The following is a 25,008-nucleotide window of genomic DNA, read 5'->3' as shown; positions in this document are numbered from 1 at the left end:
TTTCTTGGATCCTAGTTAAACGTGCAGAGCCGAGTACTATGTATGACAGTAATGTATTTATAATATGTAATCATAAGTTTATTTACCTGCAATGAATTTGACTTCGAGTCAAAGAAAGATGCTCTCTGGATTAATTGACCTCTATCAGCAGACCAATGATCCAATCAAAACCGGCGACCTTGCTATGGAAGTAAACCGGGATTCCGGGACGGTCCACAATCATATGCAGAACCTCAAGTCTCTCAGGCTTGTTGAGGGCGTACCTGGTCCAACAGGAGGGTATAAACCGACCGCAAAAGCATACGAAACACTTGAAATTGAGCAGATCGACGATTCAGCAACTGTTCGATTGATGCGGAACTCTGAGGTTATTGAGGACGTGGATGTTGTGGAAGTCAACCTCTCAAGCGTTCATCATCCAAATATTTGCCGAGGGAAAATTCATATTCAAGGCTCCATCCAAAATTTCCGCGAAAATGATGTAATTGTTGTTGGTCCAACACCAATATCTGAACTCCAGATTACTGGAACTATCGATGGTATAGATGAAATAAATAGTATACTCATAATACAGGTGACAGACATGAATGCTCCAGTTGAAGACCCGTCTCAGTGAGCTCATCCTACAGTAACTCTGAGTTTGTGTAGAATACCATTTGGTACTTAGCTGAAAGTAGGTGCTAAGCCCCCTTCCTCAGCGAGTGCCGACCGAAGGGAAGGCGCGAGCAGGGAGGGGATACAGCGCCGCATAGTTCTCATACACGATTCGGTGACAGGCCCACAGACCCACGCAGTCGCAACGTTTTAACAGTAGGATAGTATTATATTGACCGAACTCAATGGAGTACGATCTCGACTCGGGAGCACACTCGACGTATTCCCTGCACTACCACCTGATACTCACCACAAAGTATCGGCGCGGAGTGCTAACCGAGGAGCGAACCCAATTCATCCACGAGGTCATCAGCGGGTTCACGGACAACTATGGTGTCGAACTGACGAACCTCGACGGCGAGGACGACCACGTACACATCCTCTTCCGAGCGAAGCCAACCACAGACCTCGTGAAGTTCATCAACACGGCCAAGGGCGCGACCGCCCGCCGTATCCGCAACGAGTACGCGGACGAACTCAAGACCGAACTGTGGGGCGACTCGTTCTGGAACGACTCGTACTGCCTCATCTCGACGGGGCAAGTGTCGCTGGATGTGCTGAAACAGTATGTAGAGGACCAACGCGAGTAGAATGTACTACGCCTACAAGTACCGTCTCAAGCCGTCCGACGCCCACCGAGAGGAGTTGGACCGCCACCGAGACATTTGTCGGCAACTGTACAACCACACGCTCTACCGTCTCAACGAGTATCAAGACGAACACGGTGAACTGCCGTCCATGACCACCCTACGGTCGGAACTCCCCGACCTCAAGAAGTGGTGGGACGGCCTCTCGGACGTGTACTCGAAGGTTCTCCAAACCGTCGTGGAACGCCTGTTCGACAACCTCAAAGGACTCTCGGCGCTCAAAGAGAACGGCTACGGCGTCGGCCAACTCAAGTGGAAGCCGCCACGGGGGTTCCGCAGTTTCACCTACAGTCAGTCTGGCTTCAAGCTCGACAAGAAGGGCGGTCAGACTGTCCTGTCACTCTCAAAACTCGCGGACATCCCGATTCGGCTCCACCGCGCCATCCCCGACGACGCCACGCTCAAACAGGTCACGGTCAAGAAGGAACCGACGGGCGAGTGGTTCGCCACGTTCGGCGTCGAAATGGACCGTGAACCACCCGAACCGCCTGAGAACCCCGAGAAGTGCGTCGGTATCGACGTGGGGATTCTCAAGTACGCCCACGACACCGACGGCACGGCGGTCGGGTCGCTCGACCTCTCAGACGAACGCGACCGCTTGGAGCGCGAGCAACGGAAGCTCTCGCGCAAACAACACGGGTCGAACAACTACGAGAAGCAACGGCGTCAAGTCGCGGAGTGTCACGCCGACCTCCGACGGAAGCGCCGCGACTTCTTGCACAAGCTCTCTAACTACTACGCTCTGGAATACGACCTCGTGGCAGTCGAAGCCCTGAATGTGAAGGGGATGATAGAATCCCCGTCGAACAGCCGCAACACGGCGTCTGCTGCGTGGCGAACGTTCCTCTCGTTGCTTGAGTACAAATGCGAGCGTGAAGGAACGCACTTCGTGGCGGTCAACCCGAGAGGGATGACCAAGGAGTGCGCGTCATGCGGCGTTTCGACGCGAAAGCCGTTGTGGGTCCGTGAACACTCCTGTCCTGCCTGCGGGTTTGAGGCGGACAGGGACGCGAACGCAGCGTGGAAGATTCTGTCTCGCGGTCTCGAAGATGTAGGAGTGGGGCACTCCGAAAGAACGCCTGTGGAGACTGCGCTCCCTGTGGATACGCCTGTATCTGCAAAGCGCGTCGTTGAAGCAGGAAGCCCTACCCTCAAGGAGCGAACGGCGTTAGCCGTGAGCGAGTAGGGTAGGGTAGGGTAGTTCACATACCAACCGTTCCCATGCCGATGTATCTCGGTATAGGTGGGGCCGACGTATCTAGGAACGGTATCCAAGGAGATACTCGGTGATGGATGAGATACGATGGCAACCAACTGCTCCACACACGGTCGACAGTACGCGACCGACACCGCTGCACAGGGAACGCTGATCGAGATGGCCTCGATTATCGGCCACAAGTGGTATCCGGTAATCCTCAACGAACTGTGCGTTGAGGACGACCGCGGCTTCAGCGACCTCCACGACTCCATCGACGGGGTCTCAAACAAGATGCTCTCGGACAGCCTCTCGGCGCTTGAAAACCGGGGGCTGGTCGACCGAGCGGTCGTCAGCGACAAACCGGTCCGGGTCCGGTACACGCTCACCGACGCGGGCCACGACCTCGAAACCGTCCTCGCCGCGATGCTCGACTGGGGACAGGCGAATCTCGACCACCGGGAGACGGGGTCGACACCCACGACTACTGTGGGAACCGAGCCGGTCGCCGCAGCCGTCTCTTCCGGCGGCCACTCCACGGGGGCCGACCAATGAGCAGCGGTGCCGAATCGGGAGCCCCCCGCGATTGGTCGGCGCTCATGGCCAACCGGTGTGATCCTGACTCCGAGCCGTCAACGCGAACTCCTGACCCCTCGGCAGTCACAGTGGCCCAGACCGTTTTGGGACTTCGGTCGCAGGATCTGGCCACCTATGATGCGGTCAGTTCCCAGCCCGGTGCGTCGACCAAGGAGCTCGCTGCCGAACTCGATCGCGACCGGAGTAACGTCAACCGGTCGCTCACTCGGCTCGACGAGGCGGGACTGGTGTGTCGACAGCGACGCCTCCTGGAGAGTGGCGGCTACTTTTATGCGTACTTCGCCGAGCCGAGCGAGACCGTCACCAACCGACTCCGCGAGGCGCTCGACCGCTGGACCGAGGCCGCAGCCTCGACCATCGACACCACGCAGTGGAACGAACGGATCGCATCGGACGTGTGAGTTGGGGTGTCTGGGGTTTTTTGTTCGTTTCCTCGCGGCCTCACTCGGCCGGCGGCAGCGTGAGTGTCACCCGGCTGCCGCGTGGCCCGTTTCGCTCGAATGCAATCCGGCCACCCGTTCGGGTGATGATCCAGTTGACGATCCACAGCCCGAGCCCACTACCGTGTTTCAATGGCGTTTCTTCGCCATCGAGGAGCACCTCTTTTTCATCAGCGGGGATACCCGGTCCGTTGTCGGCGACAGTTAGCTCGACGACGCCACCGTCGGTTGTGGGTGTCTGTGCGGAGATGTCGACCCGTGGAGTGGCAGCGTCGTTGTGCTCGGCGGCGTTTCGGACGACGTGTTCGACTGCCAATCCGAGTTTCGGGGCAGCCATGACACACACTCGCTCGGGGAGGTCGACCGAAAACGCGACGTCGGGATCGGAGTCGGCCAGTTCGTCGACCGTCTCGTCGACGAGAACCGATAGATTATGTGGTCGTTGGGTGTGGTGGGCCGATTCGAGGATGTCGGCAAGCTCCTTCGCGTAGGAGGCCTGTTCGTAGAGTTCCCACGCCTTCGAGACGACGGCCTCACCGCTGGCAGCCACCTCCGGTGTCTCGGCGTCAGCGAACTGCTCGGCGTGGCCGATGACGACATTGAGTCCGTTGCGGAGATTGTGACGCAACATCCGGTTGAGGACGACTGCCTGCTGGCGACTTTCCTTGCGGGCGGTCACGTCCCGAGCATTGAGCACGTAGCCGGTGATCGGCGAGTCGGGATGGCTGCTGAGTGTGGCTTCGAGCCACGCCCACGAGCCGTCGGCCTGACGGAATCGAAACTCGTGGGCGCTCTCCGAGTTACCGCCGATGACCTCGAACATCTCGATCGTCTCTCGAAGCGTCGACTCGTCGTCGGGATGAACGTAGTCGAAAACCGATTCGTCGCGGACCGTTTCGTGTCCCAACACGGTTGTCAGCGACGCACTCTCGTATCTGACCGTTCCGTCGGCCGCGACGATCAGCATGATATCGGTGCCGTGTTCGATCAGCGATTGAAACCAGTCGCGTTCGGCACGGTCGGTCGTCTCTCGAATGTGGTTGACGAGATGCGGACGGCCGTCGAGTTCGACCACCGAGGCCGACATCTCGGCGGGGACGATCTCGCCGTCTCGCCGGTAACAGGTGATTTCGTCGGTCCACCCGTCGCCGTCTTCGATAACGGTCTCGGCGAAGGAAGCGAACTGTGAGAAGTTGTGCGGGTGGAGCTCCGAGGCGTCCATCGACAACAGTTCCTCGTGTGAGAAATCGACCAGTTCCTCGGCGGCGGGATTGCAGTCGACGATGCTATCTTTTTCGATGTCGACAATGAAGATCGCGTCGTTGGCGTGCTCGAAGATGGCCTCGAACGTCTCCCGTGAAGCCGCCGGGCGACCGGACGGATCGTCGCTGCCAGTCGTATTCATTGAGTCTTCGTCTCAGGATCCCCGGACGGTTTTATAAAGGGCAGGTAACCCTCCTGTAACTGTCTCCACTTCAAAAAGCAACGCTTGTGTATCGCCGTCGACCGGCCGCGACATTGTTGTTACAATAACGTTCGTTACAATCTGGTATGTCGTCGACCGAATCCCCACCAGGACCGACTCCCGACCGAACCGATCCGATCGCTGGTTCGTACGCCATCTACGTGACTGCCGAGCAACTGCACGTCTGGCAGTATCAACACAATATGTCTACCCCTGAGGGGAAATGGCAGCTCGTCGAAACGCTCGACCGGGGAGACAACCCGCAGCTCTCGTTGACCCAAGCAACACTCACCGCTCCGACTGACGATAACTACTGGGTGTATGCCAAAGAGTATGACTGTTTCCTCGGCTGTAACTAACTATCGTCGATCAGATTGTAACGTGTCGATGCTAACGTAGCTACCACATACTGAATACTACTGTCCGCTGATACCGGTACGGTGGTGTGGGGATTACAATCACCGGCTTCGGTATCACTCCTCGGTGCAACCCCGCAGAACGGTCGGAAAATCCGATGTTGGTACGTAGCGTTGGAACGCGACTACGTGTGGTAGGACGACTCACAACTCGCGTCGCAGAAGTGTTTGTACTCGACTTTCCCATCTTTCGTGGTTGCGATGACACGATGAGTTGGGTAGTCGACGATTTTGTTACTACAGACGGCACACTTCGGAGCGTCTTCCTTTGGGATCGTTGTATCGCTCATACATCAATATAGTAACCTTTGTGCTGAATAACATCAGCGCTGGAGTGCTATTCTGCTGCACATCCGGTCTGTGAAACAGTTTCACATGGATGGGCTGTGCCAGCCCACCGGTGGGAACTCGCCTAATCGTTCGGCACCGACTCCGAACTGCTCAAGATACAGATGTTTGGGACGAGGAGATTGTTAATTACGCCCACCGAGATACAGTACCGCAAACCGCATTCATAGAAACGATCCCCCGGCTAGCTGCTTACTCTGGCCGACCCACACCGGCGTATTCGATCCCGGTCAGCTCTGCGATATCGGATTTCCACGTCGTGAGATCCCGCTGTTCGAAGCCGGTTAGCGAGTCGTGACCACAGGCACGGGCCATCACTTCCATCAACTCGACCGTTGCATCGAAAAACCGCGCGAGGTTGTCGGCAGCCTGGTCGACCACGAGCCGCGACCGGAGGTCGTCCTTTTGAGTGGCGATGCCGACCGGACAGTTGTTCGAATCACAGGCCCGCATCCCGAGACAACCGATGGCCTGGATCGCACTGTTGGCAACTGCCACCCCATCAGCGCCGAGCGCCATCGCTTTGATGAACTCGGATTCGGTCCGCAGGCCGCCGGTAGCGATCAGTGTCACGTCGTCTGCGTCGCGCTCGTTGAGGTGTCGACGGGCCCGAGCGACGGCAGCCATCGTCGGTACCGAGATGTTCTTTTTGAATACATCGGGGGCTGCACCAGTGCCGCCGCCGCGGCCATCTAGGATGATATAATCTGCGCCCGCTTCGAGGGCGAAGTCGATATCGTCCTCGACGTGCTGGGCTGAGAGCTTGAAGCCGACCGGGATGCCGTCGCCATGCTCCCTGACCGTTTCGGCGACCGCTGCGAAGTCATCAGGCGTCTCCAGATCGGGGAACCGCGAGGGGCTCACCGCGTCGGTGCCGGGTTCGAGATCCCGAACGTCGGCGATCTTGCCCTGGACTTTTTCGCCGGGGAGGTGGCCACCGGTACCGGTTTTCGCGCCCTGTCCACCTTTGAAATGGAAGGCTTGGACCTTCGAGAGGTGGTCGACGTCCCAGCCGAACTTCCCGCTGGCGAGTTCGTAGAAATATTTTGTATTAGCTTCTTGCTCCTCCGGCAACATCCCGCCTTCGCCCGAGGCGATGCCGGTTCCGGCCTGCTCGGCCCCCCGTGCGAGCGCAATCTTGGCCTCCTCGGAGAGCGCACCGAAGCTCATATCGCTGACGAAGATCGGAATATCGAGTTCCATTGGCGAGTCGGCTCCCGGTCCAATAGTGAGTGAGGTGTCGACCGGTGCGTCGTCAGCCAGCGGCGTCGTTGCCAACTGAGCCGACTGGATCTGGATATCGTCCCACGAGGGCAGTTCGGTGCGTGGGACGCCCATCGCGGAGATCTTCCCGTGGTGGCCCCACTTGTCGAGCCCGTTCTGGGCGAGATGTTGAATATACTTGGTGTGTGGCTCCTTTTCGGGATGGGGATCGCCGTAGAAGTCGGGAAACGAATCTTCCTCGTCGTACTCGTTGGGGTTGTCCTCGTTCCAGGCACGGATTTCGGCGGCGTCGACATAGACCGCGTCGTCATCCTCGTCGATCCATGCGGTGAATTTCTCCAGCTGTTCGCTGTTGTCGTACTCACTGATCCCTGTATCATAGCGATAGTCCCAACCATGGACGCCACAGATCAGGTTCTGACCGTCGATGTGGCCGTCCGATAGCAGGACGCCGCGATGCTGACACCGGCCGTATAGCACCGATACCTCGTCATCGTAGCGGACCACGACGAGGTCGACACCGGCGACTCGGGCATCCGTTGGTTCCCTGTCGGGGAGTTCACTCCATGTTGCGACAGCTTCTGGATAGTCGATCTCGGCTGGTGGGCCTGTTTCACTCATAATCAGTACGATTTAAAAAGTGACTTCGCTGAATCTGTTCGCACACGTATCTAATCCGAGTCAGAATAGGATATTAAGATGCTGCCGCAGTGCGCTGAGTACACCTAACCATCCATTTTGTTTCTCAACTACCGTTTCTGGATGTAGTACGTCGGCTATTCCAGCACTGTTCAAATAGTGATCTTAGGTCATTGACGGCGAGGTCCCATTCGTGATGAGCGTGTATTTTCGGTCTTGACTGGTCCGCGGCTCATCAACTCGCTCTGTGTACTGATCGATGCTAGATGTTGCCGTCTCAGACCAGCTTCGGTGGCCCACCCAACTTCAGCCCCTGTTCTGTGAGCAGTTCTTTGAGTTCCTCGGCTAACGCTGCTTTCTGTTCAAGTGCCTCAATACCGACATCCCAAGAGTAGTCCCCGTCTATCTCAGTTTCCCATGTCGTGTAATTCTCTGTATTGCGACCATCTGTGGGCTCTATAATTGAGATCGTGTGAATGATTTCTGGAAGAACTGTCGGACTAGGGAATGACACAGTCTTCTCAATACGCATCTCGATATCTGTTATTCGCCACTGCTGTACCGTCTTCGAATCAACAGACACATCAATAGAATTTCTATTGAACCGGTCCCCTATACCGTCCAAAACCTTACTGGCGGTATCGTGGATCTCATCAGCCAAGCCAGTGGATTCATGAGTACCATGTTCCCGAACGTAGGATTTGATCTTCTTCTTGATACTGGGGCTGAGGTCGCCTCTCGAGTCGATATACTCAAGCAGTTTCTCTATCGCTTCAGCTGATAAGGTGGACAGTTTCGTCGGATCGAGTTCGGGGATGTCATCGCCGATGTCGTCGACTCCTCCGTTCTCAGTGTAGATGAGGCCCGCAAGTCGGAATGGTTTGATTAGCCCCCACTCGATTTCCGATTCATGGCCGTAATCCATCTCTTCGAGAAATTCCCAGATGCTTGGGTCGACCTGATACGTGACGTTGCCAACATCTGAGGGGCGTGCGTTGATGTAATAGCCTTCTTTGCCGACATAGGCTTTCAGGGTTGGCATAACACTGATTAGTTGTTGAATATATTAAGTTTTCAGTCTTGGAGAGGCATCAACGTGCGCCCATACCGACGCCAGAGATGTCCTCTGCCCAGTCGAATCGTTCTTGAAGGGCGTACATGACGAGTGTAGCGGCTTCGTGAACTTCGTGATCGTACCCGATGTTTAGATTTCCTTTTGCCTCCAAGAGGTTGTACCGGGTCATCTTTGAGAGGTAGGTTCGAACGAAGGCTTCGGCATCCTCAGTGAGATCGATGTCAAAACGACGGTCAAAAAGAAACACGACGTCGACTCAGCCAGTATCAAATCCTTGGCGCGTGCAATCCCGCGCTCGCCCATGAGGGGCTTGTAGAAGAGCCAGAGTTAGGGGCACTACTTCCGTGCAACGTCATCGTCTACGAAACTGAAGAGGGAAATGTGGTGGTGAGTGCAGCTGATCCACAGCAACTGTTGTCTCTTGCCGACAACCCCGCACTCGATTCCATTGGAGATGATGTCTTCGGCCGGTTCGAGCGTGTCATCTCGACCGTCGACGACGAATTCGAGACCGTATCGGAGGCCTAATTCCTGATGTCCTCATTGACTCAAGTCGATACCACGACCATTGTACTCCTGATTATTGGGGTAATTATCATAGAATAACGTATACGCCAAACTATTAATTTCGAAGAAATACGCGTTTTAATAATTTCCACAGTCAAATTCCCACAGTCAAATTCCCACAGTCAAAGTAGATACGAGACGATTGGAGTCGTCATGTCGACGACTGTAACACATGAGTGATACGTCATTGATTCGGTTGTATCCGAACAAACGTCCGAGAAGAACTGCTTTCGAAAGCCCGAACACATACACGCGACTGCGCACTGAGGGCCATTGTGTCGAAAGCGGGTCTGGGTTCGTGACTGAGAAAGGCCGTCCGGTACTCTTGGATGCTAATGTGACGCCGAAAGTAGCCGACACACGAAAGCTAAACAGCATTTGCCCTCCGAGTCACTGTATGCCTCACGACCGTCTTCATGCCCAGAAACCGACACATGATCTTGACCGTTGGTCGACCGGGACTATCGATTCAGTCGAACAGCGGGACGGCCACTGTGTCGTCACTGTCATCGACGAGGACAACGAACCCGTAGAATTGGGTATTACACTCGCGATCCGGGAGTTGTTCCTCAGTCGGTTGGATATCGACGATGGGGAATCCCCAGTAGGTGAGCGCGTCTGGTACCGGAAACACGGTGGCTGAAGACTGGCCAACTGCTTCGTTCGTCTTCCTCTCCACCTCTTGGTTTCCCGGAAACGACCCAAATTGGTTTTTGTACTGACCGTTCTTCCCTGAATGTGGATGGCCGATGCTGATCTCTCGCAGGCAGTCGATGTCGACCTCGATAGTGACGATGTCGTCACCGTCGAGACGCTGAACGACGAAATTGCCGATCTGATCGACGACCAGACTGATCTGAACCACGACTACGTTGTCGGCGACGTGTCTGGATGCCGCGACTCAAATGGCCACGTCCACTTTGATCTCGTCTTCGGGGATGCCTCGATTCACTGCGTTCTGTTCGGTTTCCGACGGAGTCAGACAACTGTCGAGCCGGAAGCGGAGATGCAGGTCGCGGTTCGAGGCGAGTTGTCCTTCTACGAGCCACAGGGCTCCTGTTCGATCCTCGTGACCGACGTCGTCGACATGGGCGAAAGCGAGTACAGCCAAATCTATGCCGAGAACAAGCAACTGCTCGCCGAGGACGGGCTGCTTTCAGATGGCCGCAAGCAACCGCTGCCGGAACTTCCGGAAACGATCGGGCCGTAACCTCGGCCGATAGCGACGCTCGCGTCGACGCTGTCACAGCCATACATGCCCGCTACCCTGATGTCGACATCAAAGTTCAGCACGCCAGCGTCCAAGGCCCAGATGCCCTCCAGGAGCTGATGAGTGGCGTGGCCACGCTCGACGAGGATGCGACGGTCGTCTTCGAAACCGAGTCGGCGATTCCCGACGACCTCGCGGGGCTGCTTGACGACTACGGTGGCATCGCCCGGTCGATCCTCATCGGAGTGCCGACGTGGTCCTGGCCGACGGCGACATTGGGATGGCCCACCGCGAACTACGGGAACGCGATCAGCTTATCGAAACCATCGATGCTGCAGACAAGGAGTTGTACGGTCATGACGACCCCCATGCGGCACACACCATGGGGCTGTTGCTCGATAGTGTGCGGCGGAGTGCTGAGTACGGAGCCAACGCTGCAACGATCGGTATCCAGCAGGTGCTTCGTCAGGCCGAATCGGACGAGTAGGGAGTCGTCTATTTGCCGGGTGAAGTCAGCACATCGTCCCCGGTGATTGATGATCCGTGAATGCCCTTTTGTTGAATATGAGTAACGAGTCGTGGGAGAGGCGGCCCCAAACACGTCGACGGCAGGGAGTTCGAATGAGCAGCGAACTCGCTGGACTGGACAGCCTCGGTGCGGCTGGCAGTTCGACAGTCGTCGGTGGATCGGAGTACAACCCGAAGGTCGTCGACGGCGCGGTCAGCCGGCGCGTCTCGCTGGCGGCCGAAGCGATCGATCGATGCCTAGCAGTCACATGAACGGCGACAGCGACACTGGTAAGATAACGCTCGCGTTCTCGCTCTCGGCCATCGAACGACTCGAAGACCCGAAAGCGGCGTTCGAGGATGCACAGAATTGGAGTCAGTCGATCGGTCTCATCGACGATGATACCGACCGGATCGAGCGGATCGTCACCGAGTACGACCTTCGACAGGATTTCGATATCCAGGGCCGCGACAAGTGGTTCCTCCTCGAAGAGATCTGCGAGACGGTACCGACACCACGGCACGTCTACGTTGGGGCGAGCGACGAGGATATGCGGGTGTCGACGCTCTTTTGTTGGGAGTACGTCCGTGTCTCGAAGGCGGCCGAGAGAGCCGACTGGAAGGTCTCCGAGACTCGATCCGATCCCGGGCTCGTCGCTCGTCTCCTCGCTCCCGTTCGAGACCTGATTGATTGAGATCTTCCCCACGCTGAAGCGCGAGACTTTTTCGTTGATTTCGCACCTGTGCAATAGTGGAATCGTTAGCTGATCGAACGCCAACTGCGGAAGTCGGTAACTAGACCGTGCCGAACGACTGCGAGTATGCGCATTGAGAGACGAATCTTCGATACCGAGAGCCACTACTATTAGATTCGTACGAATACGGACATACGTGAACCACAGAACGCTTGGGACGATCGACTCGGTAAGTGAAATCGGGTATGGGTCGTGGGAGATCGGCAGTGACTGGGGCGATGTTTCATCGGCCGAGGCACAGCGGGCGGTCGAAACCGCTCGCGAAAGCGGCGTCGACTTCTTCGACACTGCGGACGTCTATGGCGACGGGCGCTCCGAGCGCATCCTCGGCGACGTGCTGCGAGAAGACATCGACAGCTCAGAGGTCACAGTCGCAACGAAGGCAGGTCGACGGCTCGATCCACACACAACCGAGGGATACACCGAAGCAAACCTTCGGCGGTTCGTCGACCGCTCGCGGGAGAACCTCGGCGTTGAGGCGCTTGATCTCCTGCAGCTCCACTGCCCGCCGACCGACGTCTATTATCGCCCCTCGGTCTTCGATGCGCTCGACACGCTCTGTGACGAAGGGCGGATCGAACGCTATGGCGTCAGCGTCGAACGCGTCGAGGAGGGACTCAAAGCGATCACGTACCCTGGCGTGGAGTCGGTACAGATCATCTTCAATCCGTTTCGACAACGGCCCGCCGAGTTGTTCTTCGAGGAGGCTGCGGCCCGAGATGTCGGCGTGATCGTTCGGGTGCCGCTTGCCTCGGGACTGCTCACTGGGACGCTTTCACGCGAGACCGAGTTCCCCGAAAACGACCACCGTAACTACAACCGCGAGGGCGAGGCCTTCGACGTCGGCGAGACCTTCGCTGGTGTGCCCTACGAGGTCGGTCTCGATGCTGTCGACGCGTTGACCGAGCACGTCCCGGCGGAGCTCTCGTTGGCGCAGTTCTCGCTCCGGTGGATTCTCGATCACGAGGCCGTCTCGACGGTTATTCCCGGATCGACGACGCCCGAGCATATCCGCGCAAACGCCGCGGTCTCCGAGGTCGACCCGCTTGGGGTCGACGCTCACGAGGCGGTCGAAGCAGTCTATGAGAAGAACGTGCGCGAGCACGTCCATCACCGGTGGTAGGCCACTTCGCCAATTCGATGACGTCGGGCTACCTCTGTACACCCGACGAAATCGTCTCTTTCTGATCGAGTCTTGGTCGACCGACAGTATTCAACTGGCAGTCGACCCCTGTTCCACTGAGCAGGGAGTGCGCGCGAGTGTGGTCAGTATGGCTTTTGGATACAGAAGCGGGCGCATATTGGAGGTGCCACCGGCAAATTCAGATTTCCCATCCCATTCTGGCCTGATTGCGAAAACGAGTGAGATCGGATTATAAAGTATCTAAAGAGATTTGAAGCCTCAATAAAATGTTGAGAGGAGACTCATTTCATGTCTAAAGAGTCTGAATCTGTCCGAACGCTCGTCGTATTATATGGGTATCTGGATTGTTGATGTAGTCAGACGGTGACCATCTGATGTCGAACGCCACACCAAACCATGCACAGAATACGAGCCCAGTGACGAACTGGGCTGCAGATGTCGCACAGCAGGGAACGCTTGCGCTCAGAGCAACCGTTCGAGGAATGAGTTTTTGGGCAGCCATCCTGTTGCCGCTGGTCTACCTGCCACTCCTCTCGGGTGGCTTAGGCTCACAGACCGGCTTCATATTCCTCGGTCTGCTCGCAGTGAATCTGATCGCCCTGTTCGTCGGACACAACCACACCCATACCAACCAATGAGCGCCTCATCCCATCCTGATACCTCGACCAGCGACGCCAAACCGAAAGACGAGCGGCTTGCCGACTATCTTCGTGCCCGTGTCGAAGATGGTGAGTTGTACTTCAAAAGCAAGTTCATCGCCGAGGATGTCAGCCTCTCGTCGAAGGAGATCGGCGCGCTGATCGTCAAGCTTCAGGACTCGGTCGACGATCTCTCGATCGAACGTTGGTCGTATACTGGGGCGACCACGTGGCGTGTCGAGCAGACCAGCTAACGGCGTCGTCACCGTCGACCCACCACCACTCCTTTGGACCAATTGCTTCGAGCACCAGCAGTGTCTCGGCTGACAGCGAGACGAAGACGATCTCTTGCAGAGGCCTTCCTAATCCGCTTGGATACCTCGCTGTTTGGGTGCGGCAGTGAGAGAACCCTCGGACCGCATTTTGGGATCACGTTAACCAACAGGTGACAGCAGACTTAGCCCACTGTTGGTTAATAATTGGTTACAGACGAACCCTCGTGGGGTCGAAGTCAGAGTGAGTGAATCCGACCTGGACAAACTGGTACTGTTTCAGATTGACACCACCAGCGGCATATGATCGCTTGCGTCGATCCAGTCGTTGTACTCACCGACCGTCATCTTGATATTCGATTCCAGGAGTTCGCGTGGGACGAACGTATAGTCAATGTGGTAGGGCCGTTCTTCTTTCTTATACATATAGAACGTCGCGTCTGTCTCCTCGCCGAAATCCTCGCGCTCTAGCGCGGGGAGAATGTCACGTATCCCAGAGGGCCCAGAGAATCACGATCGTTTGTTGGGTGCTACGGAAAAGCCTCGGTTAGCTGGTTACTTCAGTTCGATCTTGAGGTCGCTACCGTCACTTACTGCAAGATTGGCGACACCGTTGCCAGCGGCGAAGGCGACTCGTTCGGCACCGAGACCCAAGCGCTCAGCAATGCTCCGATCGGGCTCGAACTCTTGGGTTTCAACATCGGCATCGATCAGATCGCCAATTCTATTCTCGATATCGGCTTCGGTTCCGAGTTCGTCGACGAGCCCGATTTCTAGCGCATCGCTTCCGAGATAGATACGGGCCTCCGTATCGCGGATGTCTTGTGGGTCCATGTCACGGCCGTCGCTGACGGTCTCGACGAACTGGTCGTAGTAGCCGTCAACGATATTTTGGAGATACTCGCGCTCGTCGTCCTCGATTTCGCGGAGCGGAACACCAGCGTCTTTGTACTCACCGGCTGTGAATTGTTCGTAGGAGAGCCCGAGTTTGTCGGCCAGTCCAGCTGCGTTGGGTCGGGAGCCGACGACACCGATTGACCCGACGAGGCTGGCATCTCTGGCCCACAGCTCGTCGCACCCACTTGCGATCCAGTACCCGCCCGAGGCACACGTGTCGGTCGCATACGCAATCGTCGGCCCCTCGAAGTCGACCGCCGCACGGCGGATGTCGTCACTCGGAAGCACTTCCCCACCGGGTGTATTGAGTTCAACGAGGAGGGCTTCGACAGCCTCGTCGTCGTCGGCTGCCTCGATCTGCTCGACGATCTCGTCGGCAATGCACACATTTCCTCCCGAGAGTGATGAGGATCGACTGCGGGTGCGCTGAATCGGTCCTGAGACGGTGACTTTCGCTACATTGTAATCTCTAGGACCGCCGAACCGGCCGTCTGTGAGTCGACCAACGAGTTGTTTTCCAGCGAGGGTCGCTGCAGCACCCGCGAGCCCTGCAGCAACCATGGCTGATTTGTTGGTATCGGCGTCAGTGTTCATATTTGATCTGACTTATTTTCGGGAGTGGCTCGTATATATCACTCGCCACGTAGCCCACTGACTACCCGATTGCACTGGAGACTTCGACAAATTGATTCTGTTCGATACCCTGACGAACTCGCTGGCTGGCAGGAGACAGCAACCGTCAGCGCCACTCTTCAAGACCAAAAACGAAGCTCTCGGTGTCACTTCGAAGCCATGCCTCAGGAGACTCGGCTGACTCGTCAGGCCTGAACTCTACAAAACCCTGCGTACTGAGTGTTGTACAGAGCTGGCTCTTTTCGTACTCAAGATCGGAGGCACTGGGCGTATTTGCTAACCCCTCAAGCTTCGATTCAAGGAATTCGTTGGAGACCATACAGTCGAGACGCACAGAGGTGACTTTCAGTACACGTCGACTACTGTTCGTAATCGCACAGTAGGGACTGCCTACGACGACTAACTGACCGGTAGCCACGAACTACTCTCAACCCAGTATGGCAGTTGGCTAGTCGCCTACTCGTTGAGCAGGGCTACGTGTCTCGGTAAACACCAGCGACGGATGCTTGACTGACTGCCCACCCACGAATTATGGAAGCGGTCGATCCGAGTGACAGACCTGTTTTACCTTAGTCGTCTGAACCATTTTTTGATTAACCCAGCCCTAAGAGTCTCAGCTAGGTTCGGCAATTACTGTTCAGGGCAGGGAGGATATCAACTGATATCCAGTCTCACCTCCCACTTAGGACGCATACGCATCCCTACTCAACGGTGACGCCAGTGATTTCAAATCGTGCACCGCCCGAACCGGCTTCTGTGACGTGAATCTGCCAACGGTGAGCTGAGACTAACTGCCGAACAATCGAGAGGCCCAATCCAGTACCCGTATAAGCCCTGCCCTCAAAACGCCAAAGGCAGTTAGGGTGGGGTAGTTGATGGAGAACATTCCGGACTTGGTGTGCTCCGGGCCATGCATATGAGGCTTCGAGCAGAAGACCGAACTGATGGCCGAGTCGCCACATGCTGCACCGGCCGATCAGGTTCTGGACCGGGTCGACTCCCACCCCGAGGGGCTCCCAAGCGAGGAGGCCCAGCAGCGACGCACCGACTACGGCGAAAACACGATCGCTCGGGCCCGTGGACGCCCAGCAGTCGGCATCTTTCTCGACCAGTTCAATAGCGTCCTGATCTGGGTCCTGCTGGCCGCCGCCGGGCTCTCGATCTGGGCTGGCCACACCGTCGACGCAGTCCTCATTTCGGTCATCGTCGTGGCCAACGGCGTGTTTGGGTTTGTACAGGAGTACCGGGCCGAACGAAGTCTCGAATCGCTTCGGGAGATGGCCGCACCGACAGCCATTGTCCGTCGGAAAGGGGAGCAGCACACGGTTGAGGCGACTGAAATCGTCCCCGGTGATGTGGTCGTTCTGCGGAGTGGCAACGTCGTCCCAGCTGATGGTCGCCTGCTTGAGACAAGCGGTCTCGAAACCGACGAGGCAGCTCTGACCGGTGAGAGCACGCCCGTCTCGAAGTCGACCGAACCAGTCGATGCCGAGACGCCGCTGGCCGAGCGGACAAGCATGGTCTACAAGGGGACGACGATCACCCGTGGGACGGCAACGGCGGTCGTCACGGAAACCGGGATGGAGACGGCGGTCGGCGAGATCGCCCATGCACTCGCCTCGACCGAGGAGACTCGGACGCCACTCCAAGAGGAACTCGACGAGTTGGGACGGACGCTTGGTGTTGGAGTCATCCTGCTGTCGGTCGTGGTCGCACCTGTGCTGGTAGTTCGGGGGACGGAAGCGGTCCAAGCCGCACTCACGTCCGTCTCGCTCGCGGTCGCCGCGGTTCCGGAGGGGTTACCGGCGGTGGTCACACTAACCCTTGCAGTCGGCGTTCGAGGGATGTCGGCCGAAAACGCACTGGTCCGACGGCTCCCGGCGGTCGAAGCACTCGGCTCGGTCGACGTGATCTGTACGGACAAAACCGGCACCCTGACACGGGGACAGATGACCGTCAGCAGGCTCTGGGTGAACGACGCCGTCATCGATGTCGACACCGCTCGCGACGGTAGTCGTACGATGGGCGATGCCGGCACGGCTCACGACGATCGTGATGCGGTGGCATCCGAATCAGAACGGTGGTCGGAACGAGACGATCTCCTCGTGCGGATCGGGGTGCTCTGTAACGACTCGACGCTCGAAGACGGCGATCCAACGGAGCAGGCGCTGCTCGAATTGGCCGACCGTCGCGGCATCGATATCGACGCCCTTCGGGCCGAACAACCACGAACTGGTTCGATACCGTTTGCCTCCGATCGGAAGTGGATGGGGACGGTCCACGACGAGATCGGTTACGTCAAAGGGGCACCGGAGGTCGTCATCGAGAACTGCGACCGGATCTTCACCGCCGACGGGCCGGAGCCACTCACGGCTGAGGCCCGCGAGCGAATCGAGGCGATGGTTCGAGCCTTCGCTGACGACGCTCTTCGGGTACTGGCGATGGCCTACCGTGAGTCGACTACTGTCGACGATCTCGATGGTGGACTCGTTTTCGTCGGATTGACCGGGATGATTGACCCGCCGCGAGAGGCGGTCGAACCGGCGATCGCGGCGACGACGCGTGCGGGAATCGCCGTCAAAATGGTGACCGGTGATAACGTCCGGACCGCGCGGGCCATCGCCGAGTCAGTCGGGATCGGCACCGAGGTGCTTGCAGGTCGAGAGATCGAGCGAATGGACGACGAAACGCTTCGGGAGCGAGTCGAGTCGGTCGACGTCTTTGCCCGGACATCGCCGGACCACAAGGTGCGCATTCTGGAGGCTCTCCAGTCGAGGGATCACGATGTCGCGATGACTGGCGACGGCGTCAACGACGCGCCAGCACTCAAAAACGCGGATGTGGGTGTTGCAATGGGCGTTCGTGGGACGGATGTCGCCAAACAGGCCGCCGATATCGTGCTGCTGGACGACAACTACGCGACGATGGAGCGGGCCGTCGAGCGCGGGCGGGCGATCTTCGACAACATCTGGAAGTTCGTCGCCTACCTCTTGACTGCCAACGTCGCAGAGGTGGCAATCGTCTTCATCGCCTCGCTGTACGGCTATCTCATCTTGCCAGCCGTCCAGTTGCTGTGGATCAATCTGCTGACCGACGGGCTGCCAGCACTCGCCCTCGGCGTCGACCCCCAGAGCGGTGAGGTGATGGAGCGGCCACCACGTGAGTCCGACCAGGGAATCATCGGTCGAGAGATGCTCGGCTTGATCGGTGGCATCGGAGCGGTGACGACGAGTGCACTGCTCGTGTTGATGAGCGTCACGCTCGACGGTGCGCCGGAGACCACGCCGTATGCGATGACGATGGTGTTCACGAGCTTCGTCTTCCTCGAATTCGTCGGGCTCTACGTCATCCGCTGGTTGCGGGGGACGCCAGCGCTGTCGAATCCATGGTTGCTCGTCGCCGTCGTGGTTTCGGCTGGACTCCAACTTGCAGTGGTGTATACGCCACTCAACCGGTTTTTTGGAACGGTGCCTCTCACTGTAACCGACTGGGGAATAATCGGGCTCGTGCTCGCGGTCTGCCTTCCGGCGTACATGGGGGTCGCCGTGCTGGCCTCGCGCTTCGCTCAGTAGTAGGGGCGGACCACCTGCTGGCCGACTTGACCCCTCTCAGCCCCGCAACCCGAGACTCCCGCACCGGGAGCTCAGTCGAAATTGATAAGCGGCTTGATAAGTCGACTGCAGTTCGCCATGAGTAGCCGACAGCCACCACTTATAAGAGCAGGTTGCCAGCAACAGGCCGGATAGTTGTGCCCCATCCAAGCGACTATCGATCCTGGCATGGAGTATCATGACATGGTGTCGACACGCCACCACCGTTGCAACCTCTGTGGCCGGGGGGCCGAGACAGGCAAGCAAGTCGAAGATGACGTCGACCGTCGGAACCCGAAAGAAGACCTGTACTGGTGGGTCGTCGCCGAAGACTCCACGCGGGACCTACGGTTCGAGCGGTGATGCACGGATGGCGCTCGAACGACCGTCGCGCCGAACGACGCTCGCGCTACTGGTCGCTGGCGGCCTCTCGCTACTCGTGGGTCGGGTGGTCGACGCGTTCGGACCCTTCCGATCCGACGGCGGTGAGCGATGGCCAGCCGACGATACCGTCTCGCTGCCAGCGCCGCGAGACCAGAGCAATGTCTCGGTCGAGGACGCAATCGACAGCCGCCGCTCCCGGCGTACCTACAGTGACCGCCCGCTCGACCGCAGTGAACTCGGGCAGGTACTCTGGGCGGCACAGGGTGTAACCGACCAGGTAGATGATCACCGGGCGGCCCCGAGCGCGGGCGCGCTCTATCCCCTTGAACTGTACGTCGTCATCGGCTCGCCCGGCGTAGAGGGACTCGACCCCGGCGTCTACCGCTACCGGCCGGAGGGTCACGAACTCGGCCAGGGCCGAACCGGCGACCTCCAGGCCGAGCTTCGGGCAGCGACACTCGATCAGGAGTTCGTCGACGACGCACCCGCCGACATCGTCATCTGTGGAGTCGACGAGCGCACGACCGGCAAGTACGGCGACCGCGGGCGGCAACGGTTCGTGCCGATGGAGGCTGGCCACGCCGGTGAGAACCTCTACCTACAGGCCGAAGCACTCGGCCTTGCGACCGTCTCGGTCGGTGCCTTCGACGACGACCGCGTTCGGGAGGTCTTGGAGGCCCCGTCGACCCAGCGACCGTTGTACGTCTTCCCGGTCGGCGAGCGAGTGGGAGTGACCGACGAGTAAGCGAGATCGACTGTTGTGTCTGGCTGTCGTTGTCTCGCAGCTCGGGCGCCGCAGCGTCGATCCGTGTTGTGAGGAGACCGCGAGCGTGTCACAAGCGGAACCAGCCATGAAAGATACCCCATATCTGGCATTGGCCGAGGCGGCAGGCGTGTTCAGCCAACTCGTAAGTTAGTCGCCAATATGCCCTTATCGCGGAGTCTGATAGGGGTTGTATGCCGTCCCCGATTCGTATCAACGACATCATGAGCAGTCCCGCCGAGACAGCTCCTCCCGACGCCACGGCGACCGCGGCTGCGGCCACCTGCCAAGACGAAAATATCGGATCGCTGGTCGTCGTCGACGAGGGCGCAGTCGTCGGCATCGTCACCAGCGACGACTTCGTGGGGGTGCTTCGCGACGACTCGGACCCCCGAACGCGCAGGCTGGCCGATTTCATGTCGACTGACGTGGTGACCGTCGATGCCAGCGCGACTGTCGGCGAAGCCGTCGAGCGGATGGCCGACAACGACATCGCTCGGCTGGTCGTCCTCGACGGCGAAGAACTCGTCGGGCTCGTCAGCACCGACGACATCGTCCACCACGTCCCGCAGGTCCTCCAGCGCAGCGAGCTCGACCGGCCCGACGACGCGGCCCACCGCTACCACCGGTTCCAGGAGACCGCCTACGAGATGGACAACTGGGAGACCGAAAGCCGTGGGCTCTCCGATGCGGCGGTCTCAGTCGGCGACCGGATCGCCTTCACGAAACCGATCAGCGAAGGGGACGTGCGGGGGTTTGCCGCTGCCAGCGGTGACACGAACCGTCTCCACCTCGACGAGGCCTACGCCCGCGAGACACGGTTCGGTCGACGGATCGTCCAAGGGACGCTTGTCGGTGGGCTGATCAGCGCCGCGTTGGCTCGCTTCCCCGGCGTGACCATCTACGTCTCCCAGACCCTCTCGTTCCTCCAGCCGGCCGACATTGGCGAGCGACTCACCGCAGTCTGTGAGATTAGCGAGCACGTACGCGGAGACAAGTACCAACTGACGACGGATGTCGTCGACGCCGATGGCGAGCGGCTCGTCGAGGGACAGGCCGCTGTGCTGATCGACGAGCCACCGGATATCGGTCGGATTGAGCTCGAAGCGATCCCCGCTGGATGAGGCCCTACCTAATGATGGTTACCGGAACTGGAGCACCCTTGAGAACGCTCTGGGCGACGCTGCCGAGGATGACGCGAGAGAGGCCAGTGCGACCATGTGATCCCATAACGATCAGATCGATGCCGTGGTCCTTCGTGTACGAAATAATCTCGGCTGCAGGGGTGCCGAAGACGTACGCGGTCGTGAGTCGATCCTCGTCGGTCACGTCTGCGGTCACGTCTGCGAGCAGCGCCTCGGCACGCTCGGTCGTCCGCTCGTGTAGTTCCTCCCGTCCGATCATCGCCTCGGCGACGTCCATCTCCTCGATGTAGTCGATAACGTGTAGCACCGTGATCTCTGCTGTCGGGTGGACTGCCAGTGCATACATTAGTGCGTCCCGCGAAAGTGGTGCGCCGTCGGTCGGGACGAGGACCCTCTCGACATCAGCAGCCATGGACGAACTACAGGCCAGGCTCGCTAATAATTATGTTCCGGATACGGGCCGACTAAATATTATATTACAAGCGGAATGACAACCAGTATGATCGGCACGAGGAGCAACGACCCGACGAACACGACGAACGCGCGGCGGTCTTCGAGCAGGAGATCGTCGACGGTTTCGATGCTCCACACGTACCAGTCGAGCAGTAGGAGGGCCACGACCGTGGCGACGGTCGACAGTCCGAGGATCAACAGGACGGTCGTGACGCCGACCGGTGTCGACAGGACGAGCGCAACGAGCAGTGCATCGAACAGCGTCCCGATGTTCGCGCCGAGCACGTAGGGAATGATTTCGGTCCGTTCGACGTAGCCACGGTTGTAAAGCGGGACGATCACACCCACCGAGAAGGCGACGCTCGTCGTCACAGTCGTGATGAGCAGCCCGAGGCCGAATGAGAGCCACGTTCGCTCGAAATGTCGGAACAGATAGCTCCGTAACACGGTGGTTTCGATCCCATCGAGGATACGGTCGAACAGCTGGAGACTCCCGAACAGAACCGCGACTGCCAGCAGGAATGCTGGCGCTGGTCCGAGGAGTTCCGTGAGCTGCTGACAGAGCGTCGGGATCGCTGCGAGGATTCCTCCGTCGACAGTTGGGAGTCGACCGACAGTCCGGGCTGGGCCCGTCATCCGTGGCAACAGCAGATAGCCCACGGCGGTCACTGGCAGGTAGATCGAGTGTGTCAACAGGAACGTGAGTAGTCCCATACTCACGCCCTCCTGCAGCGAATAGCGCTCCTTCTGGAAGAAATCCAAGGCTCCGATAAACACGACGATGGCGGCCGCACCGAGCCGTGAGCCCGCTATCATGAGGAACAACTGCGAGACCGGAACGAGTCCCGCGTTGTACAGCGAGAGGGCAAGCGCAGCAACGACTGACCCGTTCCCAAGTACGTAGGCCGCGAGCCAACTCACACCGAGCGCGGAGCTATCGCCGACAACCACCCTCGTTAGTGCCTGTCTGAGTGCCGGAGCAGCCGCGTTCGTCGTCGTTCCCAACAATTGGACTGCGAACAGAAACAGCGCGACAGTAGTGACCGTGGCAACCACGAGTCGAAGCGACGACGAAATCCGGCCGAGCGACCGCTTCCCGGGCCAGTTCACGAGTCTCAGTCCTCCATTGTATACGGCCGCTGTACAGTGAAACGACAGCCATTCGAATAAGCTGTGTTCCCACTCATGTGATAGGACAAGTCGTATGCCCGCCACGAGTACAGAATCCAAACGCGAGAGTCGCCATCCGAACCACAATCTCGGAGGATGTCAACGCTCGACTAAGCTTCCACTAGATCCTGAATCTACTCCGAACCGTTCGTGTCGACCTCGTCGAACAGGTCTGTAACGCGCTGTTCGATATCGTCCCGGATCGCGCGGACCTCATCGAGACCCTGCCCATCGGGATCGTCCAGTGCCCAGTCACGCACGTCGACGTCGTCGGCATCGAGTTCGAGCGTCGAACAGCCCATCGTGGCGACGACGTCACACGATTCGAGTTCGTCAGTGGAGACCTCCCGCGGCGTTCGATCCGAGAGGTCGATATCGTGATCCTCCATGACGGTCACGACTTCGTCGTGAACGCTGTCGGCGGGGTGGGTGCCGCCGGTGATGATCTCGACGCTGTCTTCGAGCCCACGGCGCTCACGCTCTCGTTCGGCGAAGGCGGTCGACATTTGGCTGCGCCCGGCGTTCTGTACACACACGAATCCAAGGGTCGCCGTCGAATCGTCTCCCATACCGACCCCGACTGCCGCTGTCGGATTAACGACTTCTATGTGGTGTATATATGTCTCAATAGACGCCGTCTGACAGCATGGAGGGACCACGGCTCGACGGATGACAGATGACGGCTCGATCGGTTACGGCTCGACGGATCGGGAGCCGTCGAGCGCGACCAGCATGGCGGTCGCCCGGTTGGTCGTGTTATACTTGCGCCACTTGCCGTCCTTTCGCCGTGTGAGGAGCCCGGCGTCGGTGAGCTGTGACAGTGCATGGCTGATCGCACTGTCGCTCACATCGAGCAGTGGCGCGAACTCACAGACACACAGCTCCTCGCCAGCCGTGTGAATGATGCGAACGATCTTGTACCGCGTTTCGTTAGCCATCGCCGACAGGAGGTCGACGTCCGATTCGAGATCGGGGCCGCCGACAGCTGCATCCAACTCCTCTAGTTCTTCGAGTCGCTCCTGGAGTGCGTCGTTCGTACAACTCCCCCGTTCGTCGGTGAGATACCGCTGGAGCCGGTTGCTCGCGGACATACGAATAGTTGATCGACATGTAAATTAACTCTTTTGCAGCACTACCCACGATATCGTCTCACCCACAACAAAACAATTTAGAATTTACTAATCTAAGCCCGTATATAGTTATCCGTACAGTACAGTGGCGGGTGTCACAGTCGACGCGGCTAGCGACGAACAAAAAACGTCGACCACTGACACCAGTCGACTCTGGGACTGTGGGGTGGGCATAATGTCGTACACGCGCGTCAACTACACCAACATCCAACCGGTTTCGGGAGCAATGCACACGCTGCGTGACCCACTCGACAGCAAGGAAGTCGGCGTTATGATCGCCCGCCGTGAGCCGGAGTGGCGGAATCGTCCACACGACCACGCCGACAGCGACCACGAGGAGATCTACATCCTCATGGAGGGCCGCGCGACCGTCGTTGTGGATGACGAGTCCGTCGCAATGGAAAGCGGTGACGTAATCCGCATCCCGCCGGAGTCGACCCGCCAGATCAGAAACGGCGAAACCGAAAGTGCGTTCGTGCTGGTCAGCGCGCCCGCCTCCCGGTGTATCACGACCGCTGAAACGGCCGATGACGACGGTTCGTGGATCGCAGACGGCTTCGTTGGCTGAGCCGATTCGGCCGACAATCGGTTTAGTGTTCATCGAAACGTTTAGGTGACTGTTTCACGTTTTGCTCAAATGAGTACGAGACAAGACGATTTTCACTCACGGTCGACGGTTCCGACCAGTCGAGTCTCGTTTGACCAACAATCAATCAACCCATGACCCAAATTCAACTCTACGAAGAAGCGATGTGTTGCTCCACAGGCGTCTGTGGACCGGACCCCGACGACGAACTCGTCGAACTGAGTGCTGCGCTCGACCAACTCGAAGACGAATTCGACGAGGCCGAGATTTCGCGTGCCAATATGCAGCACAACATTGAGGCGTTCCTCAACACCGAGGAGATCTACGACCTCGTTCAAGAGAACGGCCCCGAGATCCTCCCGATCACGACCGTCGACGGCGAGATCGTCGCCAAGGAAGAATACCTCTCCTACGACGAGCTGGCAGCCGAACTGCGCGCCAATCAATCTCAAGAGGCCTAATTA

General features: G+C 58.4%; 31 protein-coding genes and 1 pseudogene. 21 read left to right on the top strand and 11 right to left on the bottom strand.

All coding sequences use genetic code 11. The annotated features are described in order from the left end of the window. Window positions 1-91: 91 nt before the first annotated feature. From NKJ34_RS14450 to NKJ34_RS14430, 5 genes are all read left to right on the top strand, one after another. Entirely contained in the window at window positions 92-616 is a 525-nt protein-coding gene (locus tag NKJ34_RS14450; protein ID WP_256488766.1) for an HTH domain-containing protein, read from the top strand. A 223-nt stretch (window positions 617-839) separates the two neighbouring features. Continuing rightward, window positions 840-1,244, top strand: a complete 405-nt coding sequence (tnpA, locus tag NKJ34_RS14445; RefSeq protein WP_253739020.1) for an IS200/IS605-like element ISHbo4 family transposase — start codon at window positions 840-842, stop codon at window positions 1,242-1,244. Between the two features lies 1 nt (window position 1,245). After that, the gene (locus NKJ34_RS14440) at window positions 1,246-2,487 is read left to right on the top strand and encodes an RNA-guided endonuclease InsQ/TnpB family protein (protein WP_253739019.1); all 1,242 of its coding nucleotides are present in this window, start codon (window positions 1,246-1,248) and stop codon (window positions 2,485-2,487) included. A 117-nt stretch (window positions 2,488-2,604) separates the two neighbouring features. Continuing rightward, the gene (locus tag NKJ34_RS14435; RefSeq protein WP_253739018.1) at window positions 2,605-3,051 is read left to right on the top strand and encodes a winged helix-turn-helix transcriptional regulator; all 447 of its coding nucleotides are present in this window, start codon (window positions 2,605-2,607) and stop codon (window positions 3,049-3,051) included. Further along, a complete protein-coding gene (locus NKJ34_RS14430; RefSeq protein ID WP_253739017.1) occupies window positions 3,048-3,494 on the top strand; it encodes a helix-turn-helix domain-containing protein in 447 nt (148 codons plus the stop codon). The genes NKJ34_RS14435 and NKJ34_RS14430 overlap by 4 nt, the downstream gene beginning before the upstream one ends. A 40-nt stretch (window positions 3,495-3,534) precedes the next feature. Here the strand turns inward: NKJ34_RS14430 and NKJ34_RS14425 are convergent, their stop codons facing one another. Further along, the gene (locus NKJ34_RS14425; RefSeq protein ID WP_253739016.1) at window positions 3,535-4,938 is read right to left on the bottom strand and encodes a PAS domain-containing sensor histidine kinase; all 1,404 of its coding nucleotides are present in this window, start codon (window positions 4,936-4,938) and stop codon (window positions 3,535-3,537) included. Window positions 4,939-5,084: 146 nt separating this feature from the next. Between NKJ34_RS14425 and NKJ34_RS14420 the strand changes: the two genes are divergently transcribed. Further along, entirely contained in the window at window positions 5,085-5,357 is a 273-nt protein-coding gene (locus NKJ34_RS14420; RefSeq protein ID WP_253739015.1) for a hypothetical protein, read from the top strand. Window positions 5,358-5,539: 182 nt separating this feature from the next. Here the strand turns inward: NKJ34_RS14420 and NKJ34_RS15995 are convergent, their stop codons facing one another. From NKJ34_RS15995 to NKJ34_RS14410, 3 genes are all read right to left on the bottom strand, one after another. After that, window positions 5,540-5,704: a DUF7576 family protein gene (locus NKJ34_RS15995; RefSeq protein ID WP_425491843.1), complete on the bottom strand. Its 165-nt coding sequence runs from the start codon at window positions 5,702-5,704 to the stop codon at window positions 5,540-5,542. Between the two features lie 250 nt (window positions 5,705-5,954). Next, window positions 5,955-7,607 (bottom strand): glutamate synthase-related protein, encoded by a 1,653-nt coding sequence (locus NKJ34_RS14415; protein WP_253739014.1) that lies wholly within the window; start codon window positions 7,605-7,607, stop codon window positions 5,955-5,957. Window positions 7,608-7,902: 295 nt separating this feature from the next. Continuing rightward, window positions 7,903-8,667, bottom strand: coding sequence for a hypothetical protein (locus tag NKJ34_RS14410; protein WP_253739013.1), 765 nt, complete (start codon window positions 8,665-8,667; stop codon window positions 7,903-7,905). Between the two features lie 220 nt (window positions 8,668-8,887). On the opposite strand from NKJ34_RS14410, the pseudogene NKJ34_RS15990 reads away from it, so the two are divergent. From NKJ34_RS15990 to NKJ34_RS14365, 9 genes and pseudogenes are all read left to right on the top strand, one after another. Then, window positions 8,888-9,228 (top strand): annotated as a pseudogene (locus NKJ34_RS15990) (DUF302 domain-containing protein); the annotation flags it as partial. Window positions 9,229-9,664: 436 nt separating this feature from the next. Next, window positions 9,665-9,910 carry a DUF7861 family protein gene (locus tag NKJ34_RS14400; protein WP_253739012.1) on the top strand — a complete coding sequence of 82 codons (246 nt, stop codon included), beginning with the start codon at window positions 9,665-9,667 and terminating at the stop codon, window positions 9,908-9,910. A gap of 99 nt (window positions 9,911-10,009) precedes the next feature. Beyond that, complete coding sequence (locus NKJ34_RS14395; RefSeq protein WP_253739011.1) at window positions 10,010-10,477, top strand: exodeoxyribonuclease VII large subunit; 468 nt, start codon at window positions 10,010-10,012, stop codon at window positions 10,475-10,477. Between the two features lie 253 nt (window positions 10,478-10,730). Next, window positions 10,731-10,964, top strand: coding sequence for a hypothetical protein (locus NKJ34_RS14390; protein ID WP_253739010.1), 234 nt, complete (start codon window positions 10,731-10,733; stop codon window positions 10,962-10,964). Window positions 10,965-11,098: 134 nt separating this feature from the next. After that, a complete protein-coding gene (locus NKJ34_RS14385; RefSeq protein WP_253739009.1) occupies window positions 11,099-11,257 on the top strand; it encodes a hypothetical protein in 159 nt (52 codons plus the stop codon). Then, window positions 11,239-11,679 carry a DUF7124 domain-containing protein gene (locus tag NKJ34_RS14380; RefSeq protein WP_253739008.1) on the top strand — a complete coding sequence of 147 codons (441 nt, stop codon included), beginning with the start codon at window positions 11,239-11,241 and terminating at the stop codon, window positions 11,677-11,679. Before NKJ34_RS14385 ends, NKJ34_RS14380 begins: the two co-directional genes overlap by 19 nt. Window positions 11,680-11,875: 196 nt before the next feature. Further along, entirely contained in the window at window positions 11,876-12,862 is a 987-nt protein-coding gene (locus NKJ34_RS14375) for an aldo/keto reductase (RefSeq protein WP_253739007.1), read from the top strand. A gap of 395 nt (window positions 12,863-13,257) precedes the next feature. Further along, window positions 13,258-13,521: a DUF8028 family protein gene (locus tag NKJ34_RS14370; protein WP_253739006.1), complete on the top strand. Its 264-nt coding sequence runs from the start codon at window positions 13,258-13,260 to the stop codon at window positions 13,519-13,521. Further along, entirely contained in the window at window positions 13,518-13,775 is a 258-nt protein-coding gene (locus NKJ34_RS14365; protein WP_253739005.1) for a DUF7123 family protein, read from the top strand. The genes NKJ34_RS14370 and NKJ34_RS14365 overlap by 4 nt, the downstream gene beginning before the upstream one ends. 297 nt (window positions 13,776-14,072) lie before the next feature. On the opposite strand, the gene NKJ34_RS14360 is transcribed toward NKJ34_RS14365, so the two are convergent. From NKJ34_RS14360 to NKJ34_RS14350, 3 genes are all read right to left on the bottom strand, one after another. Next, window positions 14,073-14,219 (bottom strand): hypothetical protein, encoded by a 147-nt coding sequence (locus NKJ34_RS14360; protein WP_253739004.1) that lies wholly within the window; start codon window positions 14,217-14,219, stop codon window positions 14,073-14,075. 129 nt (window positions 14,220-14,348) lie between these two features. Beyond that, window positions 14,349-15,284 carry a signal peptide peptidase SppA gene (gene sppA, locus NKJ34_RS14355; protein WP_253739003.1) on the bottom strand — a complete coding sequence of 312 codons (936 nt, stop codon included), beginning with the start codon at window positions 15,282-15,284 and terminating at the stop codon, window positions 14,349-14,351. Between the two features lie 145 nt (window positions 15,285-15,429). After that, entirely contained in the window at window positions 15,430-15,642 is a 213-nt protein-coding gene (locus tag NKJ34_RS14350; RefSeq protein ID WP_253739002.1) for a hypothetical protein, read from the bottom strand. A gap of 625 nt (window positions 15,643-16,267) precedes the next feature. Here NKJ34_RS14350 and NKJ34_RS14345 point away from each other — a divergent pair. The 4 genes from NKJ34_RS14345 (at window position 16,268) to NKJ34_RS14330 (ending at window position 21,184) form a co-directional block, all read left to right on the top strand. Beyond that, the gene (locus NKJ34_RS14345; RefSeq protein ID WP_253739001.1) at window positions 16,268-18,895 is read left to right on the top strand and encodes a cation-translocating P-type ATPase; all 2,628 of its coding nucleotides are present in this window, start codon (window positions 16,268-16,270) and stop codon (window positions 18,893-18,895) included. Between the two features lie 222 nt (window positions 18,896-19,117). Further along, on the top strand, window positions 19,118-19,276 hold the full coding sequence (locus tag NKJ34_RS14340) for a hypothetical protein (protein WP_253739000.1): 159 nt from the start codon (window positions 19,118-19,120) through the stop codon (window positions 19,274-19,276). Window positions 19,277-19,283: 7 nt separating this feature from the next. After that, window positions 19,284-20,042 (top strand): SagB/ThcOx family dehydrogenase, encoded by a 759-nt coding sequence (locus tag NKJ34_RS14335; RefSeq protein ID WP_253738999.1) that lies wholly within the window; start codon window positions 19,284-19,286, stop codon window positions 20,040-20,042. A gap of 212 nt (window positions 20,043-20,254) precedes the next feature. Beyond that, window positions 20,255-21,184 (top strand): CBS domain-containing protein, encoded by a 930-nt coding sequence (locus NKJ34_RS14330; protein WP_253738998.1) that lies wholly within the window; start codon window positions 20,255-20,257, stop codon window positions 21,182-21,184. Between the two features lie 4 nt (window positions 21,185-21,188). Here the strand turns inward: NKJ34_RS14330 and NKJ34_RS14325 are convergent, their stop codons facing one another. The 4 genes from NKJ34_RS14325 to NKJ34_RS14310 form a co-directional block, all read right to left on the bottom strand. After that, window positions 21,189-21,617: a universal stress protein gene (locus NKJ34_RS14325; protein WP_253738997.1), complete on the bottom strand. Its 429-nt coding sequence runs from the start codon at window positions 21,615-21,617 to the stop codon at window positions 21,189-21,191. 59 nt (window positions 21,618-21,676) lie between these two features. Continuing rightward, the gene (locus tag NKJ34_RS14320) at window positions 21,677-22,768 is read right to left on the bottom strand and encodes a Na/Pi cotransporter family protein (RefSeq protein WP_253738996.1); all 1,092 of its coding nucleotides are present in this window, start codon (window positions 22,766-22,768) and stop codon (window positions 21,677-21,679) included. A 194-nt stretch (window positions 22,769-22,962) separates the two neighbouring features. Further along, the gene (locus NKJ34_RS14315; protein ID WP_253738995.1) at window positions 22,963-23,397 is read right to left on the bottom strand and encodes a low molecular weight phosphatase family protein; all 435 of its coding nucleotides are present in this window, start codon (window positions 23,395-23,397) and stop codon (window positions 22,963-22,965) included. Window positions 23,398-23,520: 123 nt separating this feature from the next. Beyond that, on the bottom strand, window positions 23,521-23,919 hold the full coding sequence (locus NKJ34_RS14310; protein ID WP_253738994.1) for an ArsR/SmtB family transcription factor: 399 nt from the start codon (window positions 23,917-23,919) through the stop codon (window positions 23,521-23,523). Window positions 23,920-24,133: 214 nt separating this feature from the next. Here NKJ34_RS14310 and NKJ34_RS14305 point away from each other — a divergent pair, with 214 nt between their 5' ends. Together NKJ34_RS14305 and arsD are read left to right on the top strand one after the other, a co-directional pair. Further along, complete coding sequence (locus NKJ34_RS14305) at window positions 24,134-24,526, top strand: cupin domain-containing protein (protein ID WP_253738993.1); 393 nt, start codon at window positions 24,134-24,136, stop codon at window positions 24,524-24,526. 152 nt (window positions 24,527-24,678) lie between these two features. Continuing rightward, window positions 24,679-25,005, top strand: a complete 327-nt coding sequence (arsD, locus tag NKJ34_RS14300) for an arsenite efflux transporter metallochaperone ArsD (protein WP_253738992.1) — start codon at window positions 24,679-24,681, stop codon at window positions 25,003-25,005. Window positions 25,006-25,008 lie beyond the last annotated feature (3 nt).

It is taken from the genome of Halohasta salina (genome assembly GCF_024178165.1).
GTDB lineage: Archaea > Halobacteriota > Halobacteria > Halobacteriales > Haloferacaceae > Halohasta > Halohasta salina.
The sequence above is the reverse complement of the archived record's forward strand: the minus strand, read 5'-3'. Positions and strand labels throughout refer to the sequence as shown.